Below are 17,584 nucleotides of genomic sequence, written 5' to 3'. Positions count from 1 at the left end.
GCCTTCGGCGCTGCGCGGCGGCTTCGCCGCCGGTACTGCCCCGGCCTTCGGCCGGGGGCCTCGGGCTTCGCCCGTGGCTGGCCCGCGCTGCGCGCGGGCAGGGGCCGGCTGCGCCGGCCGGATCGGGCTGCGCCCGATCGGGTGGGGTGGCGGGTGCTGCGCGCGCGTGGGTGGTGGTGGGTCAACTCCGCGCTTTGCTGCGGAGTTGGGTGGGTGTCAGGGTGGGGCCTTCGGCCCTGGGTGGATGGGGGCGGGTTCGGGCTTCGCCCGGGCTGACTGGGGTGGTGGGTGGGGGGCTTCGCGCCTTGACGGGTGGGATGGTGAGGGGTGGTCAGGTGGCGGGGTCAATCGTTGGGGTGATACAGGGACGGGCTTCGCCCGTTCTCGTGCATCAAAGACAGCAGCCCGCTAGACTCTGGATTGCTGGACAGGCCCTGGGCGCCTCTGGAATCGGCAGGGTCGCCCGGGTTCGGCGCCTCTTCAAAGGGCCCGGACACGAATCCTCGTTGATGGATGGTGATTGCTGTGATCGTGCGAGACGCTGACGGTAATGCGCTGCCGGAGCCGGAGAAGGCGGCACCGGCCGATCTGTGGCGGGTGCTCCGGATGTTCCCGGGCATCGCCGACGACATGTCACAGGAGCCGCACAGCTTCGCCGTCGCCGGACCCCTGCTGATCTCGTAGTTCGAGCGGGTCGCCGAGTTCGGCGAGTGGATCACGAAGTGCGCCCACGCACTGCACGACGAGCGGGCCGATGACCTGGACAGCGGCCGGGGCTGGCTGGCCGAGGGCTGAGCTGGCGCAGCGGAAAACGGGCTTCCCGTCGAATGCGGGAAGCCCTCGAAAAGGCCGTTGCGGCTTTTATGTCGCGTCGCATGAATTCCGGAAAAGGGAGACAGTTGTTATGGCGAAGAAATTGCGCCTGAACCAGGAAGAGGCGTGCGACGTGGCAGTACGACTTCTGACGCCTCCGGCGTCGGGGTTGGTGCCGCCGGAGGGGCTGCGGTGCCAGATCCGGGCCGCGACGGGGGCGGGCAAGTCGCTGACAGCCGTTCACGTCGCCTCGCGGCTGCACGCGGAGCGGACGCTGGTGATCGTGCCCTCGCTGCCGCTGCTGGAGCAGACGGTCGGGGTCTGGCAGCGGGAGGGGTACGGCGGGCTGATGGTGGGGCTGTGCTCGCTGGTGGGCAACGAGCAGCCGCCGGGCCTGCGGTGCACCACTGATCCGGCGGAGCTGGTGAAGTGGACTGCCAGGCCGGGGCGGGTGACGGTGTTCGCCACCTACGCCTCGCTGGGCCTGGGGCACCTGGAGAAGGCGCACCAGGCCGGACTGCCGGCCTTCTCGCTGGCGGTGGTGGATGAGGCGCACCGGACTTCCGGTCAGGCAGGTCGGCCGTGGGCGGCGATCCTGGACAACGCCCGGATTCCCTGTGACCGACGGTTGTTCATGACGGCCACGCCGCGGTTGTGGGCGGTGAAGGAGACGGATCGGCTGCGGGCGGCGGCGGCCGGGATCGAGGCGGCCGAGCTGATCGCGAGCATGGACGACGAGGCGCTGTTCGGCCCGGTCGCCCACGACTACCCCCTCGGGACCGCGATCTCGGACGGGGTGATCGCCCCGTACCGGATCCTGTGCGTGGACGTCTCCGACCCGGTCATCCAGGGCCTGGAGCAGCGCGGGGCGGACGATCGGTCGGTGGAGTACCGGGGAGCCCGGCTGGCGGCCCTGCAGACCGCTCTGCTGACCGCGTGCGCGGAGTGGGACCTGTCGCGGGTGCTGTCCTTCCATCACATGGTGGCCGAGGCGCGGGCGCTGAGCACCGGCCTGCGGGATGTGGCGCGGGTGCTGTGGGAGCAGGACCCGGCGCTGCACCCGCAGCCGGCACTGGTCGGCACGACGTGGCTGGAGGCCGAGCACACGCCGGCCGAACGCCAGGCCGTGCTGGGCACCTTCGCCTCGCTGGTCCGCGAGGACGGCTGGCGGCTGCTGCGGTACATCCTGGCCTCGGTCAAGGTGCTGTCCGAGGGCGTGGACACCTTCGACTGCGACGCGGTGTTCTTCGCCGACGTGCGCGGCTCCATAGTCGACCTGGTCCAGGCCGTCGGGCGGGCGCTGCGGATGCACCCGGGCAGCGGGAAGGTGGCCACGATCGTGGTACCGGTGCTGCTGGGCGCTGGGGAGAACGGCGACCAGCTGCTCACCTCCCGGGCGTACGACGGGCTGTCCAAGCTGCTCATGGCGCTGCGGGCGCACGACGCGGCCGCCGTGGAGCGCCTGGCCATGCCGCAGTCCGAGACCCGCCCGCCGAGAGAGCCCAGGCACGCCGGGGAGCCGGAGGAGCGCCGCTCGGCTGCCGGGGAGGCGCAGCTGCTCCAGTTCTCCACCCAGCGCGACCCGGCCGTCATCGCCGCCTTCGTGCGCACCCGGGTGCTGGAGCCGGAGCGGGCCGAGTTCCGGCGGGGCCTGGAGGAGCTGCTCGCCTACCGGGAGAAGTTCGGCGACGTGAAGGTGCCCTACGCCTACCGGGCGCCGTCCGGGCACCGGCTCGGGGTGTGGGTGGCCGACCAGCGCCGCTACAAGGCCGCCGACGTCCTCGATGCCGAGCGCGTCCAGGAGCTGGACGAGCTGGGCATGATCTGGTCCGCGTTCGACACCGCCTTCACCGACAACCTCACCGCGGTCGCCGGGTACGCGGCCGAGCACGGACACGCCTGCCCGCCCAACGAAGCGGTCTGGGGCGGGCGGCCGGTCGGGACCATCATGAAGAACCTGCGCACCGCCCAGCGGCGCACCGAGGCGTTGGAGCGCCGGGCCGAGGCCGGCGAAACCGGCCTGGACTGGACCGGCGCGCTGACCGCCGACCGCAAGGCCGCCCTGGACGAGATCGACGCGGGGTGGTGCCCGTCGCCGGTGGAATGGCGGCGGTGCTTCATCCTGGCCTGGCGCCACGTGAAGGACGGCGGGACACTGGCCGGGGCCGCGCCGGGCAGCATCGTCGTCCAGGGCGAGGACCTCGCCGGGTGGGGCCGCGCCCAGCAGGTCGCCTGGGACAAGCTCGTCCCGGCCCAGCAGTGGGCACTGGAGCACGTCCTCGGACTCGAACCCCTGGCACCGGAGCAGAAGCCGGCCGCGAAGGTGACGCACGCGGAGAAGGAGGCCCGGAACCTGGCGGCCGCCGCGCAGTTCCGGGAGCAGGAGGGACACCTGAACGTGCCGCGCAAGCACAAGGAGCCGCTGGCCCTGTCCGACGGGAGCACCGTGCAGATCAGCCTCGGCCTGTTCATCACCAACAGCCGCAGCCGCCGCGCCGACATCCCCACCGACCGCGCCCAACGCCTCACCCAACTCGGCATGCGCTGGGAATAGACGGCACGGGCCGCAAGGCCATAGGGCGCACCACCTGGTTCGGGAGAACCGGATGCCGGACAGTACCGCGGTTGGGATGATCCTGGGATGCTGATCTCGCCACTCCCAGGCACCAACAGGGAGAACCTGCTCGAATCCCTGCGATCACTCGCAACCACGGTCGGGAACCTATGGACCAGCGGCCCCAGGGAGACGCTGGAGCTCGCGCTGAAGTACCTGGAGTGGGCGAACGACGCCGTCGAGCTGCTGGACGGCCAGATAAGCCCCCAGGACATCGACCGTCTGGTGCTGACCCGCCGTCACGAGCAGATCATGTCCAACATCGCCGTCCTGGCGGCGCCGGACACGGCCCGGTTCTCCAACGGGCTGATCCATCTGGAGCTGCGGCAGCGCGCGAAGGCCTTCGAGACCGCGGTGGCCACGCTCCAGATGGCCATCGCGGACCGGCTCATCGGAGTGTCGAACCTCGTCTTTGACACGACCGTCTACATCAAGCACCCGGAGAAGCTCGAAGAGATCGACTTCGGGAAGCTGGTGGACGACCACGACGCCCAGCTGAACCTGGTGGTGCCGATGGTCGTCCTGGACGAGCTGGACCGCTTGAAGGAGTCCAGCAACAGGGACACCCGCTGGCGCGCCGGCTACTCGCTGGCCGTGATCGACCGGCTCTTCCCGTCCCCCCGCCGCCAGTACGGGCTGCTGCAGAAGGGGGGCGACTTCGGCGGAAGGGTGAGTATGGAGATCCTCTACGATCCGCGGGGCCACGTCCGGCTGCCGGACGCGGACGACGAGATCGTCGATCGGACCGCCGCGTTCGAACCGCTGGCAGGCGACACCACGCTGTTCACGTACGACACCGGGATGTCCATGCGCGGCCGGCAGGCCATGCTGATTGTCCGCAAGCTGACCAGGCCTCTGGAGGACGAGCCGACCGAAGAAGCCGCGGGCACGAGCCGACGGGCACAGCGGCGCCAGAAGCGTGAGGAGCGTGAGGGGGCCGGACCGGCCGAGATGCCCGCTGAGGGCTCTTGACCGCTTTCCGCAGGTGGGAGGATGCGCGGTCGGCTCGGTTCGGTAGCTGTGATGTCGAACCGAGCCAGCCCGCCTTCGTCTCGTTGACCGGCCGCCAGCGGATTAGGTCGGCAGCACCGGCTGGGCTCCGGCGGACTGCTCCGGCAGCACGACCACCGCGCGACACTCTGTCGGCGGGAAGTAGTCCGCCTTCGATGCCTCCTCCGGGTGCTCGGCGAAGGCGGCGTTCTCCAGCGCGTACCGGGCCTTGTCGAGCGCGTCGATCGCGACCCGGAGCTGATGAGCCGGGGCCGACTTCGTGCCGGTCTGTGGGTAGGCGTTCAGCAGGGCGGTGCGCTCGTGGCCGAGCTGGTTGCGGATTCCCGCGAGGACCTGCCCGAGCTGGACGTGCTCGTCGTGGGTGAGGCCAGGCTTCTTCAGCATCGGCAACTCCTTCACCGAGAGGGTGGCCGGAGCGTACCGTTGCGCACCACCTCCGTGCTGCGCAACGGGCCGGATCCGGCCTCCCCAGCCCCAGTTCTAGGCCATCACGGTGTGCAGCAAGGTGATGGTCGCCGCGACCGCGCCGAGGCCCACGATCGGGCCCCCGGCGATGAAGCCGATGACGCCGACGCCCCCCGCCGCCGACAGGATCAGCGCCCAGCGCTGCGAGAGCCGCTCGGGCTCGGGCGTTCCCTGCTCGGTCTGCTTGTTGCTCATCGCGGGTTAGGCTCCTAACGGTTGTACCTGAGAGCGGCCCCGGTTGCCCCCGGGGCCGTTCGCGTTCCCGCGAACGGCTGGCCACCCGACCCTTCGGACCAGGTCGTGGATCCAGTCTGCGGCCGAGGCACAGGCCACCTGACGACCCGCCAGCAACGCTTTGACCCGCACAGTAGAGTCTTTAGATTCCTAATTAGACTTATGTGAGGGTCAGAACGTTGGGGACAGAACGTTGAGGGTGGCATGAGCAGCGAGCTCAAGAGGACCGAACGGCGTGCCCGTCGACTAGGAGAACTACAGGCGTCCAAGACGGTCAGGCGTGCAAACGCGGCTCTGCACGAGGTGTGGAGTACCGGAAGGCAGCCGAAGCACATCCGATTCCGCATTGGTCTCCTGGAGCTGCCAGGCCAGGACAAGAGGCAGCCGGTGCTGACCCAGCTGATCCGGCCGCGTGGACTCGCGCTCCGGTTCTACCTCTTGGCGATCTTCGAGGCGCAGTGTCGCTTGGAAGCCGGCCAGAAGTGGATCAGCGGCCGGCCGTTGTCCGGGCCAGACTCCTGGGCGGATCTGGTTGCGATCGACGGGCCCTACAGCACCCAGGCCAAGAAGTACCTGCCGGACACCAAGCAGGGGCGGACGCTGGCAAACCAGCGCCTGATTCAGGTGAAGTCAGCCCTGCGGACGCTGGAGGGCATCGGTGCGCAGGACGAGTTGATGTCGGGCTCGGAGAGCTCGCAGGCATTGGTGTCGATGCCGAGAAAGGGCAACGCCTGGGACTACAAGCAGTTCATGTTGCTGAACGAACTGGGCAAGGGTCGGCTGGAGACGCTGGAGCCGTACTCCGTGCCGTACGCGCAGTACGGCACGACGTTCGCGGTCCCGGTCGGTTTCTTCCTGAACGGCTGGATCCACGTGCTGAGCGATGCGGAGATCTCGGTGTGGCTGATCCTGATGTCGCTCTTCTATCAGTACCCGGACAGGCACCGTGACGAAGGTGTGTACCTGTACGCCGCCCGCCGCGGCCGGATGGGCCTGCGCCGCGACTCCTGGGAGGACGGCTGCGCCCGACTGCGGGACTTCGGTCTCGTCCGCGACGCGGTGAAGCCGGAGCAGCAGAAGAAGGAGGCGCCGACGGCCGTCAGCGAGCAGAGCGCGGCAGAGCATGAGGCTGCCCTCGCCAAGCTCCTCGAGGAGGACTTCACGGTTTTCGACTTTTCACAGCCGGAGCCACCAGCTGTTTACGACCCTAACAGGTATCAGTTGCTCGTGGGGTACGGGAAAAACGCATTGGATAAAGTCATGATGGAGACGACTCTGCGAGTTAAGGCGCTCAAATAGGTGCGATTGGCTTCCCAAATTCTCGCCTAATCTGGCTGCTGGATGCGCCTCTGCCGGTCGCCTGAAGGTCTTCCCCGTGCTACCGCCCTCGCGCCGTCCAGGTGCTCTTAGACTGATAACAGGTTTCTGGTACAAGGAAGCGGAAAGTGCCCCATGAAGGGCGACGCTCCGGTGCTGCCAGCCGTCAGTTCAGGTCGAAGTCGTTGGGGTCGAAGTCGAAGTCGTCGGCGGTGAAGCCGCCGTAGCCGGCGCCGCCGTTGAAGTAGTCCGCGAGGGCCTGGCCGACGATCTGCCGTACCTCGCCCTCGTCCTCGGCGAGAGCCAGGGCGGCGGCCTGCTCGCCCGACAGGTTCAGGTGGATGTCGCGGGCCCGGACGGCGTCCGAGCCGCGGATCTCGAAGCTGACGGCGCGGCCGACCCGGGCCCCGATCCCGGAGACGGTGCCGCGCTGGGCCAGCTGCTTGGCCTTGCGCTCCCGGCCGCGCTCGGTGGTCTGCACGTCGACGGCTTCGCGCTGGAGCTGGTCGACGTGCTGCTGCTTGGTTGGGTGGCGGGTGCCGTCGATCCAGCGCAGCACGGTGCGCGGCGCGACGCCGTAGGCGGCGGCCATGGCCTTGGTGTTCCCGCCGTACTTGCGCTCCCGCACCTGCCCGGCCTGCGTCGTGGGCTGCACCGGCGCCTTCCGGGAGGGGAACATGGCCTCGCGCACCCGGCCGAACAACCCCTTGCCCGCCATCAGTTCCCGCCTTCCTCATCGTCGTTGTCGGTGCCAGCAATCCCGCCGTCGGCACCGGTCTGCTCCGGGCCGATCGCGGTGCCGTCGGTGGCGTAGTGGTGGACCAGCTTGGAGGGGTGCTCCCGGCGCTCCATCGCCTCGACCACGGCCGCCAGCGGGATCGAGGACTCGTGCTTGTGGCTGCCCGGCGCGATGCCCAGGCGCAGCGCGCCGGGGACCGGGGTGCCGTCGTCCTTGACCGGGAGCAGCTCCAGCGGGGAGGGGGCGTCGGCGGCGTACAGGTAGCTGTCCACGTTGACGGCGAAGGGGGCACGGCCGGTGAGCAGCCAGGTTTTGCGCAGGCGGCGGTGGGCGGCGATGCGGGCGGCGGCGATGACGTGGAAGCGCAGCGCGGGGTCGTAGGACCAGGAGGCGGCGACCTTCTCCAGCCACACCTGGTCGTCCAGGTGGCGTGCGGAGTCGGCCCATTTGCCGATCCCGCCCTTGTAGACGTTCTTGTAGGTGCCGGCGAGGACCAGGGCGTCCGCGCGGACCGGGTCGGTGCCGGTGTCCTTGTGGACGGCGTAGGCGGCCAGGAACTCGGCGGGGGTCTGGCCGTCGGTCAGGCCGAGGTCGGCGTAGGTGCGCTTGTATCCGGCACGGATGCGGCCGGTCCATTCCTTGAGGAGCGGGGCGGTGTGGGTGGACAGGTAGGCGGCGGTGATGGTGGCCGGGTCGAAGCCGTAGGTGGTGGCCATGTAGGCGACCGTCACGGTGGCATACCAGCCGGGTCCGGTCGGGGGCTGGCCGTGGAAGGTGGCCGGGTGCGGCAGCAGGGGGTCGGTCTCGGTGGTGGTGAAATCCGCCCACCACAGGCCGGCGGTCTTGCCGTCCCAGGCCGGGTTCTCCACGTACCGGTACGGGCCGATGGGCAGGCGCAGGGAGTCGGTGACGGACAGGTAGCTGGCGCAGACGTCGACCGCGACCGCCCACGGACGCCGGGCCTCCTGCTCGGTGAGCTCGCGGGCCCACCACTTGTAGTCCTCCTCCTCGCACACCGCCTCGCCCTTGGCCAGGAGTTCGCGGGTGAGCGGGTGGCGGGCCCCGGCGGCCGGCGGCACGCACAGGTCGCCGCTGGGCAGGGCGCCCTCGCGCAGGTGCGAGGACCACTCCCCCGTCGCCTGGTCCTTGGTCCACTCCACGCGCGGGCGCACCGCGTCCAGGAGCAGCATCGCGGTCGAGGCGGTCGTCGCGCCGGGGGCGACACCGAGGTCGGCGGTGAACGCGCGGTAGCGGCGGGCCAGGGTGAGCCCGTCCCGGGTGCCGTCGGGGGCGGTGGCCAGCGGGCCCGCGAGGGCGCTGACGGCCTGCTGGCGACCGTCGCCCTGGCCCAGCCACGGCGCGACGGTGATCCGCACCGAGGTCTTCGGTCCGCCGGCAGACCCGGCCCGGCGGAAGACGTGGAAGGACGGGCCGAGCTGCTCGGAGAGCTCCATGCCCACCGCGGCGGCGGCCTTCGCGAGCTTGGTGTGCAGCGCGGTCAGGGCCTTATCGGTGCCAGGCAGGGTCGCGGGCAGGCCGAGCTGCTTGAGCGCACCAGCAGTCAGGCAGACCATGCCATCACCGCCGCGTCCGGCCGGGTGGGCCCGCTCGACTCGCAGCGGCAGCCCGGTACCCAGCCACGCGAACCAGTCGGGCAGCTTGGTACCGGCCGGAGCCGGGACCTGAGGGACGTCCAGCACCCAGCCGCCATCCTGGGCGACGTCCAGCGCGACCGCCGGCCACCACCGCGCAGCAGCAGCCGAGGCGGCCGGACTGGGCAGGCGCGCCGGAGTCGTACGGGCCGGGCGAGCGTGGGGACGCGCGGCCGCCGGGCTCGGCCTGGCCGGCAAGGCCGGGGACGCGGGAGGCGCGGGCCGCACCGGCGTCGGAACAGGAGCAGCTGTGGGCGCGGCCGGGACGGCAACCGGCGCCGGGGCCACCGGGGCGGCCGGAGCCTGGTCCGCCGGGGCGGCCGGAGCCTGGTCCGCCGGGGCCGGCTGCTGGGTGACCACCGCAGCGGCCTCGGGCGCCGGAGCAGCGGGGCGGCAGAACCCACCCAGGTGCATCGGGCGGCCCTGGGCGCGGTAGACGGAGGGCTGGCCGCACTGCACGCACGGCGCGGCTGGGCCCATCACCAGCGAGCCGTCCGGGTTCTGGTCGAGCAGCGGGACCACCAGGCCGTCAGCGGCCTCCTGGGGCGGCGCCGGCGCCGTGAACGCCTGCGGCACGGCCGGGGACGATGCGGCGGCGGGCTGCTCGGGCGCGGGGAAGCGCTCCGCCAGGCCCGCGAGGAGCCTCCCGTAGGCCGGAGCGATGTCCGGGCCCGGGACGGCGGACCCGTCCTCCCAGCCCTTCACCTGGGTCGAGTTCACCCGCAGAGCCGCCGCGATCTGCGCGGGCGTCAGCCCGGCCGCCAGACGCAGCCGCGCCCGCTCAGCCGGGAGCGGCAGGCCGGTGTTCACGGCCGCCAGCAGGGCATCCACGGAGTCGAACAGGTCATCCGACATCAGGGCCGGTCTCCTCAGCGTCCGTTGGGTCGGGTCGGGTCGATCCGTGGGTCCCCGAACAGGGCGTCGAAGACACGCTCGGTGAGGCAGGCGATCGGGCCCTGGTCGGGGCGCAGGGTGTAGCCGGCGGTCCGTCCGAGGTCGGCCACCGCGATCGGGACCTGGGGCCGGTAGTAGAACTCGAGCTCCCGGCCGGCGAACTCCGTCGGCTTCACCACACCCTGCGCGGGGTTGAACGGCAGGGTGAACGAGGGCAGACCGGCCACGTCCTGCTCGGCGGCCAGGTACAGCACGCCGTCATCGGTGGTGCGGAACGCCACGGCCAGGTCCACGCCGCCGGCGCGGCGGTCGCGCGGGAGCCCGTGGCCCTCCAGGACCCGGCCGAGCTGGGAGGGGGCCATGGCGGCCGCGATGCCCAGGGCGCGCCGGTTGGAGTAGCTGTCGCTGGCGTCCGCTCGGGACATGGCCAGCTCCTTGACCACGTTCAGGTGCTGGGTGACGCGGCTGATGCAGGCAACCAGGGCGGTCAGGTCGTCGAAAGCGGAGGCCTGCGGCGGCTCCACCAACCGCTCCCCGCGCAGGGCCGCGAGCAGCGCCCGGGCGAGGTCGTCGTGCACCTCCACCCGCTCGCCGCCGATGCTGATTCTCACGAGACAACTCCCAAACAGTAGGACTTAACCAAATGCTACGCCCGTCCACTCTTGGAGTCAAAGAGGCAAGGGCGCGCAGCACCGGACCGTCGGCTGCTCCGCGGCCAAACGGTGGCGCAGCTTGCGGACGGCACCGACGGCGTTGGCGAGGCCCGAGAGGGCGGAGCCAGCGGCGGCGGGGTCGGGGAGGCGCGCCTCCCCGACCCCGCTGGGCTACTTGAAGGCCGCGATGGCGCTGGCTACCGCGGCGAGCGCCGCGACCGCGGCCCAGAAGACGCCGCTCCGCCAGAACGGCTTCTTCGCCGTGGTGTCACTGGTCACCGGCACGGTGGTGGTGACCGTGCTGGTGGAGCCGTGGTCCGCATAGTTGAGCGGCCCGTTGAAGCTGAGCTGGGCGTTTCCGCTCATGTTGATGTTGATCGCCGCGCTCTCGCGGGGCTGGTTCGGGTTAGCCTGGTCTGGCAAGTTGGGTCCTCCTAGGAGCCGGTTGCAACCCGTGGCGGCAGAGCTTGCCGGCGTGTGCCGCCTGGGTCGTGTGTGTCGAGCGGGGCTGCGGCTTAGAGCTGCGGCCCCGCTTTTCTGTGCGACTCCAACCATGCACCCGTGGGAGAGCGGCCCAGGTATGATCGTGCTACGGATTGATCCTCATGAGCGCTGCTACCTCGATGGCCTATTAACTTACAACTTAGCTAGCTGGGCATCCATGAGGATCAATCCGTAGCGTTCATTCCGTTCGCGTCCGTTTTGGCTGGTGCGGCCGCTGGCAGCGTTCCCACAGGTCACGGAACCCCTGCCAGGTACATGCCCCACGATCGCCCGCGCACCAGCGGCCGAGCGCGCTACGGGAAGCCGTTTCCACCGTCCTGCCGCGCGTTCAATCCGGAGAGTCCGTGCCCGCCTCAAGCTCCGCCAGCAAGGTCAAGGTCCGGTTGGACGCCCTGGTGCGGCTGCGCCAGACCGGGGAGCACGGTGCGGTGATCCGCGACTCGAAGAAGCTGTGGGAGACCGGCACACGCCCTCCGGCGATCCGCCTACGTCGGCAGTACTACCGACTGGAGCGGATGGCCCCGGTCGTGGACGAGCGGAACCCGCTTCCCGTCGAAGACAGGCCGGTGGCGGCCCGCATGATCCTTCCCAGAGGGGTGGCACTGCGGCTGCACCTGACCATGCTCTTCGCCGCCCAGTGCCAGGCGACCGCCGGCCACCGCTGGCGCAACGACATCCCCATCGAGCCCACCCCGAGCGGCCTGTCCTGGGCGGCGCTCGTCGCCGCCAACGCCTCGGCGAACTCGGGGATCCTGAACGCGGCGGACTCCACCAACAAGGTCCGGCAGCTCAAGGAAGCCGTGAAGAAGCTGGAGTCCCTGCACCTCGTCAGCGTCCCGCGACCCAGCCCCCGCCACCCGATCACGAGCGTCCAGCTGCTCCACGAGAGCGCGGCCAGCACCGAGGCGGCGGCCATCGCGTACACCGTGCCGTTGCCGACCGAGCCGTGCATCGAGCTCCCGCCGGAGTTCTTCACCCGCGGCTGGATCCACGCCCTCACCACGAGCGAGATCGCTGCCCTCCTGATGTGGTTCGACCTCCTCACCTTCTCCGGCGGGCAGAGCAGCAGCGGACACAAGGTGGCCGCCGTGACGGGCCAGGCCCGGCAGGGCTGGTACGGCCTGGGCCGCGAGGCGTACGAAACCCATCAGCCGCTCGAAGCCTTCGAGCTCATCGACGTCGTACGCCCCGAGAAGCGCCACTACGACGGAAAGTGGCAGGGCTTCAACATCGACCCCAGCGACCTCTTGTGCCACCGGGTCGCCCTCGTCCCCGACGCCTTCGCCCGCGACGCGATCCGGGTAGTGGAACCCGTACTCAAGAGGCGCGATGCCGCGAACTACTGGGGCCGTCCCATCGGCGGCCGCGTCACCGAGGTCGTGTGGCCGTGAGCCGGCCGCAGGTTGCTGCCGAGCGCCGCTGGCCGATCCCGCGAGATTGCGGGTCGGCCGTCGGTAGGGTTCGGGGCGTGGACACCGAGCCGTTCGTGGATGAGGACAACGACCACGATGTGTGCTGGATCTGCCCGTCGGTGAGGTTCCCGGCCGGCGGGTTCGACGTCTTCGAGCGGCCGACCCGGGAGTGCCCGTTCGACCCGGCCGACGGGTTCCGCTACACCGCCGCCCGGGTGCCAGTGTGCGTGCACCCCTACAAGGTGGGCCTGCCGCCGGGCCGGTACGCCTCCGACGGGGAACCGGTGCCCGCCGGGGGAAGCGGGGCGCCGAGCGGGGAGAGCCGGGAGCGCAGGGCTCCCGCGCCGTACGCGGGAGTCCTGCCGCCGGGCCTGCCGGAGGACGTGGCCGACCTGGCGGCGTGGGTGGGTGAACTGGCGCGCGGCGCGGCGCCGGAGGATCTGGCCGAGGTGCTGGCCGGCGCCGAGGCTGCGGCGCTGAGCAGGTTTCCCGAGGCCGAGGTGCTCGCGGTGCTGCGCCGCGTGCTGTCGGGCGGTTAGGCCGCCGCGAACGAGATCGAGTGCTCGCGGCCGGAGCGGCCCATCCCGATCGAGTCGTACTTCTTGGTGAGGATCGCCAGGCGCCGGTCGACCTCCTTCTTGTCGAGCCAGTACCGGGTGGGCGGCTCGGCGCCCCAGGCGGCGAGGTAGGCGGCGTGGGTGTAGCCGCCGCTGGTGTAGTCGGTGTGCTCCTGGTCGGTCTGGTGGATCAGGGTGAAGCCGGTGCGCTCGGCGATGCGGGCGAGCAGCTGCGGCTGGGCGATCATCGCGTGGGTCATCTCGTCCACCAGCACGGGCAGCGCGACCTCGGCGGCCCGCTCGTCGCCCGTGAGGGCAAAGACAGCGGCCTTGAGCGCGATGGCGCGCAGGCCCTCGGTCAGGAGCGGGCCCTTGTCGGTGTCGAGGACCTTCGTCGTGGCGTTCGCCGCGATGGCCAAGCAGCTGGACGTAGCGGCCGCGGTGAGTGTGCGTCAGCTGCGCCGCTGGGAGTCCCCCGACCCGCCGCTGCCCCACCCTGGGCAGCAGGCCGTGCTGGAGGCCCTGCTCGGCGTCCCGCTGGAGGAGATGGGCTTCACGGTGCCCGCCGAGCGCCGCCATGCCTCGGCCGTGGGCGGGAACACTGACCGTGTGGAACGCAGCCGGTTCGTGGTCGACGTCGGCGCCGTGCTCGGCGCCTCGGTCCTGCCCGCGCCCGCCTGGTCGGCGACCCACGGTCGCGCAGAAGCGCCCGCAGGAGGCGGTCTCTGCGGCCAGCACAGCCGGCGCCCTCGCCCAGTCCCATGGCAGCCTCAAGGTAAAGTCCGTCGTCGCGCTGCGCCACACCCGCCCTGGCCCTTCGGGCCTCACGTACACAAGCGGGTGCAGGTCTATCCGCCTCAGCGTGCCGCGTTGTAGGCGATCGCCCAGCCGGCCGCAGCCCGGTCGCTCCGGGTGAAGACCGCGGCACCGGTGTGTCCCGCTGACGAGTCGTCCTGGTGCGGGTCCGGGAACCGGACCTCGAGGGCAGCGCCGGTGCCGGGATAGCGACCGGTCGCGGCTCCGTTCCACATGATCACGGTGGCTCCGCGTGGTGCGCGGATGTTCGCGCTGTCGGTGTGAAGGGTGATCTCGGTGCCGGTGCTCCGGGACGCGAGGAGGGTCTGGTATTCGGTGAGGGTGAGGCGGCAGTTGCTGGGCGGGGTGGTGCCGGGCCAGTCCGGTGAGTCGATGCCGCGGGCGCGGGCGGCCTGCCACATGGTGGGGACCAGGGCGTGGGTGTGGGCGGGGGTGGCCATCTGTTCGCACATCCACAGCAGCCGGCCAGCCCCACGGGAAGGACCGAGGGTGCGCCAGCGGATGCGCTGGGCGAGGTCGGCGGTGGTGATGGCGATCCAGGGGTGGACGGTGGCAAGGGGGCCCTGAGCGCCCAGCCAGGCGAGGTAGCGCTGGGCGTCGTCGAGGACAGGGGCCATGGAGTCGGCGGGGATGCCGCGGATGTAGGCGGGCCGGCCGCGAAAGGCGCGGGGTGCGCGGGCGACGAGGAGCAGGACGGCGCGGGCCAGGTCGCCCGCGACCGGCTGCCAGTCCTCGTCCTCTTCCTGGCCATCGTCAGCGGGATCGGTCCCGTCGGGTTGGCCGAGAGTGCGCAGGACGTTGTAGAGCTCGGCTTTGGCGCGGTCGGTGAAGGGCGCTTGTTCGAGCGCGGGCAGGCGGGTGGCGAGGGCGGTGATGAGGGCGTCTTCCGCGGTGTCCGGGTCGGTGGGGACAGGGAGGTGGGTGGTGGCGTCGGCGAGGGTGGAGGCGAGGTCGGCGTCGACCATGAAGCGGCTGGTGAGGCGGCCGAGTTCGGTGGCTTCGATGCGGTCGTCGCCGCCTGCGGGGTCGGGGGTACGGGTGAGGTAGGCGGTGTCGGTGAGGAAGTCAGTGGCGTCGTGGAGGGGGTCGAGGGGGTGGTGGCCTTGATGGAAGGCGAGAGTGCTCTTCCACCAGTTCTCGGCCTGGGTGGTGGTGGCGAGGCGGTTCTGGACGGCCTCGGCGAGCAGGTGGTCGGGGAGCCGGTCGCGGATGCGGGAGGTGACGGTGTATCCGGCGGCGAGGCGTGCCTGCCAGTGGTGGCGTTCGCTGGGGGCGGTGAGCAGGTAGGCGTGGCCTTCGCGTTCGCCGGCGCCGATGCGGCCTGCACGGCCGAACATCTGCTGGACCATGGACACTTCGATGCGGCTCATGCCGATCTGGGTGTCGCGGACGATGACGGCGCGGGCGGGGAGGTTGACGCCGGCGGCGACGGTGGAGGTGGCGACGAGGATGTCGGCCTGGCGGGTGCGGAAGGCCTGTTCGGCTTCGCGTTTGTGGGGCCAGTCGCGGTAGTGCAGGCGCACGCCGGCCTTGGTGCACAGGCGCTCCACGAGGTCGCTGTCGTCCGCGTCGGCGCCGGTGGTGTGGACGCCGCGGTCGTGGGCGAGGGCGAGGGCGGTGGTGCGGACAGAGCGTTTGCTGCCGCAGAACACCAGGACGCTGCCGCCGTCGGCGGTGTGGTGGCGCGCGAGGTCGACGGTGCGGCGGGTGCGGGTGTTGCTACGGGTCGCCCAGTCGGTTGCGTCGGCGTCCGGTGGCATGGCCGGGAGCTGCCAAGTCAGGCGGGTCGGGCGCCAGGGCGAGCGGATGAGGCGGGCGCCGAGCCATTCGGCGAGCTGGTCGGTGTTGGCGATGGTCGCGGACAGGCCCACGATCCGTACCCGGGTGGCGTCCTCGCGGACCCGGGCCAGGAGTGCCTCCAGGACCGGGCCTCGGACGGGGTCGCCGAGCAGGTGGATCTCGTCCACGACCAGGCAGCCGACCTCGGCCAGCGCGGCGCGCAGGGAGCCTGCGCGGCAGATCGCCTCGAACTTCTCGGTGGTGGCGACCCACAGATCGGCCTCGCGGATGAGGTCGGTGTCGACGGCGGCTTCGCCGGTCAGGCGGACCACGCGCAGCCCGGCGCGGCGCCAGGCGGCGAGGTCGCGGTCGAGCTCGTCGGTGAGGGAGCGCTGGGGGACGAGCCAGGCGGCTTTGCGGCCGCGCTGGTGGGCGGTGAGGGCGGCGACCATGCCGATCGCGGTCTTCCCGGCTCCGGTCGGGGCGACGACCATGGCGTGCTCGTCGCCGTCGGTGATGGTGGGGACGGCGGCGGCCTGGACCGGGTTGAACGCCGGGTGGGGCAGCAGCGTCTTCCACACCTCGGGGACGAGGTCCTCGACGGGCACGAACGCCTCGGTGTCGCCGGCGGGGATCTCGTCCAGTGCGTCCCACTGGGCGGCGAACGCGTCCCGGGCCGCGTATGCGGCGGGCCCCGCGGCCGGTGTCGCCGCGCCGCCGGGCCAGGCGGCCAGCTCGACGGGCGCACCGAGGTCGGACACCGTGGTGACCACCTCGTCCTCAACCCAGTGCGCGGCGGTGCGCACCTGGGCGCCGAGGCCGGTGAGGGTGTCGCGCAGGGTGTCGAATCGCTCCCCCGCCGGGATGATGGCCCTCACGTCGGTGGCGGCGCGCAGCGCGGGCTCGGGCACGTTCCGGGCGGGGTTGGTGATCTTTCCCCACCACAGGGCCCGCGTCTCCTTCTGGGCGGGCAGGGGCAGGTCTTCGGGCCGCGCCGGGCCCACGGGGGCGGGTTCGCGGGAGGGGTGGGGCAGGCGGATCGCCGTGACGGTCACGCCGGGCCCGCTCGGGCACGGGCCCGTAGCGAGTCCCGCCGCCAGCCGTGCCGCGGCGCGGGCGGTCACCGCAGGAGGGGTTTTTGTACGCCGAGGTCCGGGGGCGGCGGCCGCCGCGGGTGTGGCCGGGGTGGTGGGGCGCAGGAGTTTGTCGTAGGTCTTCACGCCGAGGTCGGCGAGCGTGAACGCAGTTGGGCAGGCGGGGCAGACGATGGCGACGTACCGGTACTTGCGCCCTGCGGACTCGTACGGGCGGCGAAGCGAGTGCAGTACGCCGTCGCACTGCGGGCAGGGGCGGGGCACCTGCTCCTGGTAGGTCCAGCCCGGCTCGGTGAACCGCTGCTGCAGCCCTGTGGCCGGCAGGTCGCTCCCCCATTTGTCACGGACGAGCTGTTGGACCGTCAGATCGCTGGCCTCGGTGTCTGTTTCGTGCACGGTGCTCACTGTGGCAGCCGGGTAGCCGCCCGTACCAGAGGCACTCGGACAGTGTCGCGGCCCCGTGCCGGTAGCGCCGTCAGCGGCAGGGGCCGAACCTTCGTGCTCAGCGCCGATTTGGCCGCCTTCGCTGCCGGGCGGGATGCGGTCGGCGCGGTTCAAGGTGGTGATGCTATCCCGCTGGTGTTCCGGTGTACCGCAGAGGGCCAGGGAGCCCTTGTTGTTCGCCGGTGCGAGAGTTGGAACCGCGCTGGGGTTAGTGGCTGTTGTCGTTCCGATCTTGAGGAGCGTCAGTCGAACGGGCGTCTTGATCGGGTGGGCTACCCTGTCGGCCGTGGACAACCCTTCTGAGCTGCCAAGCTGCCCCGACTGCGGGCGACCCCTGAGGAGCCTGGGTCTTGTCCTGTCTCTCCGCGACGAGGACAACAAGCGTGTGTGTCGCCATGCCTGGAAGTGCTCGGCGGGTCACTTCTGGTGGCACTGGGCGGATCGACCTACAGAGCCCCTGGACGCCTGTCCCTACCCGCAGCTCTTTCGAACTCAGTGACGGTCGCCGGTTCGCTCCACGTGCGGTGTTGGCCGACGGAGATCTCGATCGGATGACTGGGGCGGCTACCAGGCATGAAAGCAGGGC

General features: G+C 71.2%; 14 protein-coding genes. 6 read left to right on the top strand and 8 right to left on the bottom strand.

Annotation, left to right across the window (positions count from 1 at the left end):
- Positions 1–531 precede the first annotated feature (531 nt).
- From AMK19_RS36250 to AMK19_RS31205, 3 genes are all read left to right on the top strand, one after another.
- Complete coding sequence (locus AMK19_RS36250; protein WP_158071966.1) at positions 532–684, top strand: hypothetical protein; 153 nt, start codon at positions 532–534, stop codon at positions 682–684.
- A 220-nt stretch (positions 685–904) separates the two neighbouring features.
- Positions 905–3,367, top strand: coding sequence for a DEAD/DEAH box helicase (locus AMK19_RS31210; protein WP_073818321.1), 2,463 nt, complete (start codon positions 905–907; stop codon positions 3,365–3,367).
- Positions 3,368–3,454: 87 nt separating this feature from the next.
- A complete protein-coding gene (locus tag AMK19_RS31205; RefSeq protein WP_073818318.1) occupies positions 3,455–4,399 on the top strand; it encodes a PIN domain-containing protein in 945 nt (314 codons plus the stop codon).
- A gap of 102 nt (positions 4,400–4,501) precedes the next feature.
- Here the strand turns inward: AMK19_RS31205 and AMK19_RS31200 are convergent, their stop codons facing one another.
- Both AMK19_RS31200 and AMK19_RS31195 read right to left on the bottom strand, forming a co-directional pair.
- Positions 4,502–4,822, bottom strand: coding sequence for a hypothetical protein (locus tag AMK19_RS31200; protein ID WP_073818315.1), 321 nt, complete (start codon positions 4,820–4,822; stop codon positions 4,502–4,504).
- Between the two features lie 96 nt (positions 4,823–4,918).
- Positions 4,919–5,098 (bottom strand): hypothetical protein, encoded by a 180-nt coding sequence (locus AMK19_RS31195; protein WP_073818312.1) that lies wholly within the window; start codon positions 5,096–5,098, stop codon positions 4,919–4,921.
- Between the two features lie 426 nt (positions 5,099–5,524).
- Between AMK19_RS31195 and AMK19_RS31190 the strand changes: the two genes are divergently transcribed.
- The gene (locus AMK19_RS31190; RefSeq protein WP_143200499.1) at positions 5,525–6,436 is read left to right on the top strand and encodes a hypothetical protein; all 912 of its coding nucleotides are present in this window, start codon (positions 5,525–5,527) and stop codon (positions 6,434–6,436) included.
- Between the two features lie 184 nt (positions 6,437–6,620).
- Here AMK19_RS31190 and AMK19_RS31185 read toward each other — a convergent pair whose 3' ends face one another.
- The 4 genes from AMK19_RS31185 to AMK19_RS31170 form a co-directional block, all read right to left on the bottom strand.
- Positions 6,621–7,172 carry a hypothetical protein gene (locus AMK19_RS31185; protein WP_073818307.1) on the bottom strand — a complete coding sequence of 184 codons (552 nt, stop codon included), beginning with the start codon at positions 7,170–7,172 and terminating at the stop codon, positions 6,621–6,623.
- Positions 7,172–9,700 carry a helix-turn-helix domain-containing protein gene (locus AMK19_RS35620; RefSeq protein WP_073818304.1) on the bottom strand — a complete coding sequence of 843 codons (2,529 nt, stop codon included), beginning with the start codon at positions 9,698–9,700 and terminating at the stop codon, positions 7,172–7,174. Before AMK19_RS35620 ends, AMK19_RS31185 begins: the two co-directional genes overlap by 1 nt.
- Positions 9,701–9,714: 14 nt before the next feature.
- Complete coding sequence (locus AMK19_RS31175) at positions 9,715–10,350, bottom strand: hypothetical protein (RefSeq protein ID WP_073818302.1); 636 nt, start codon at positions 10,348–10,350, stop codon at positions 9,715–9,717.
- Between the two features lie 213 nt (positions 10,351–10,563).
- Positions 10,564–10,815 carry a hypothetical protein gene (locus tag AMK19_RS31170; protein WP_143200498.1) on the bottom strand — a complete coding sequence of 84 codons (252 nt, stop codon included), beginning with the start codon at positions 10,813–10,815 and terminating at the stop codon, positions 10,564–10,566.
- Between the two features lie 425 nt (positions 10,816–11,240).
- On the opposite strand from AMK19_RS31170, the gene AMK19_RS31165 reads away from it, so the two are divergent.
- Entirely contained in the window at positions 11,241–12,287 is a 1,047-nt protein-coding gene (locus tag AMK19_RS31165; RefSeq protein WP_073818296.1) for a hypothetical protein, read from the top strand.
- Between the two features lie 77 nt (positions 12,288–12,364).
- Positions 12,365–12,847 carry a hypothetical protein gene (locus AMK19_RS36245; RefSeq protein ID WP_073818294.1) on the top strand — a complete coding sequence of 161 codons (483 nt, stop codon included), beginning with the start codon at positions 12,365–12,367 and terminating at the stop codon, positions 12,845–12,847.
- Here the strand turns inward: AMK19_RS36245 and AMK19_RS37700 are convergent.
- Positions 12,844–13,284 (bottom strand): hypothetical protein, encoded by a 441-nt coding sequence (locus tag AMK19_RS37700; protein WP_241844670.1) that lies wholly within the window; start codon positions 13,282–13,284, stop codon positions 12,844–12,846. The genes AMK19_RS36245 and AMK19_RS37700 overlap by 4 nt on opposite strands.
- Positions 13,285–13,722: 438 nt before the next feature.
- On the bottom strand, positions 13,723–16,950 hold the full coding sequence (locus AMK19_RS31150; RefSeq protein WP_241844669.1) for a DEAD/DEAH box helicase: 3,228 nt from the start codon (positions 16,948–16,950) through the stop codon (positions 13,723–13,725).
- Positions 16,951–17,584: the final 634 nt, after the last annotated feature.

Source organism: Kitasatospora sp. CB01950 (assembly GCF_001905465.1).
Lineage (GTDB): Bacteria > Actinomycetota > Actinomycetes > Streptomycetales > Streptomycetaceae > Kitasatospora.
The sequence above is the reverse complement of the archived record's forward strand: the minus strand, read 5'-3'. Positions and strand labels throughout refer to the sequence as shown.

Coding starts and splice junctions, on each gene's coding strand:
- AMK19_RS31185 (WP_073818307.1), bottom strand. CDS start 7,172: ATGGCGGGCAAGGGGTTGTTCGGCCGGGTGCGCGAGGCCATGTTCCCC.
- AMK19_RS31195 (WP_073818312.1), bottom strand. CDS start 5,098: ATGAGCAACAAGCAGACCGAGCAGGGAACGCCCGAGCCCGAGCGGCTC.
- AMK19_RS35620 (WP_073818304.1), bottom strand. CDS start 9,700: ATGTCGGATGACCTGTTCGACTCCGTGGATGCCCTGCTGGCGGCCGTG.
- AMK19_RS31205 (WP_073818318.1), top strand. CDS start 3,455: ATGCTGATCTCGCCACTCCCAGGCACCAACAGGGAGAACCTGCTCGAA.
- AMK19_RS31210 (WP_073818321.1), top strand. CDS start 905: ATGGCGAAGAAATTGCGCCTGAACCAGGAAGAGGCGTGCGACGTGGCA.
- AMK19_RS31200 (WP_073818315.1), bottom strand. CDS start 4,822: ATGCTGAAGAAGCCTGGCCTCACCCACGACGAGCACGTCCAGCTCGGG.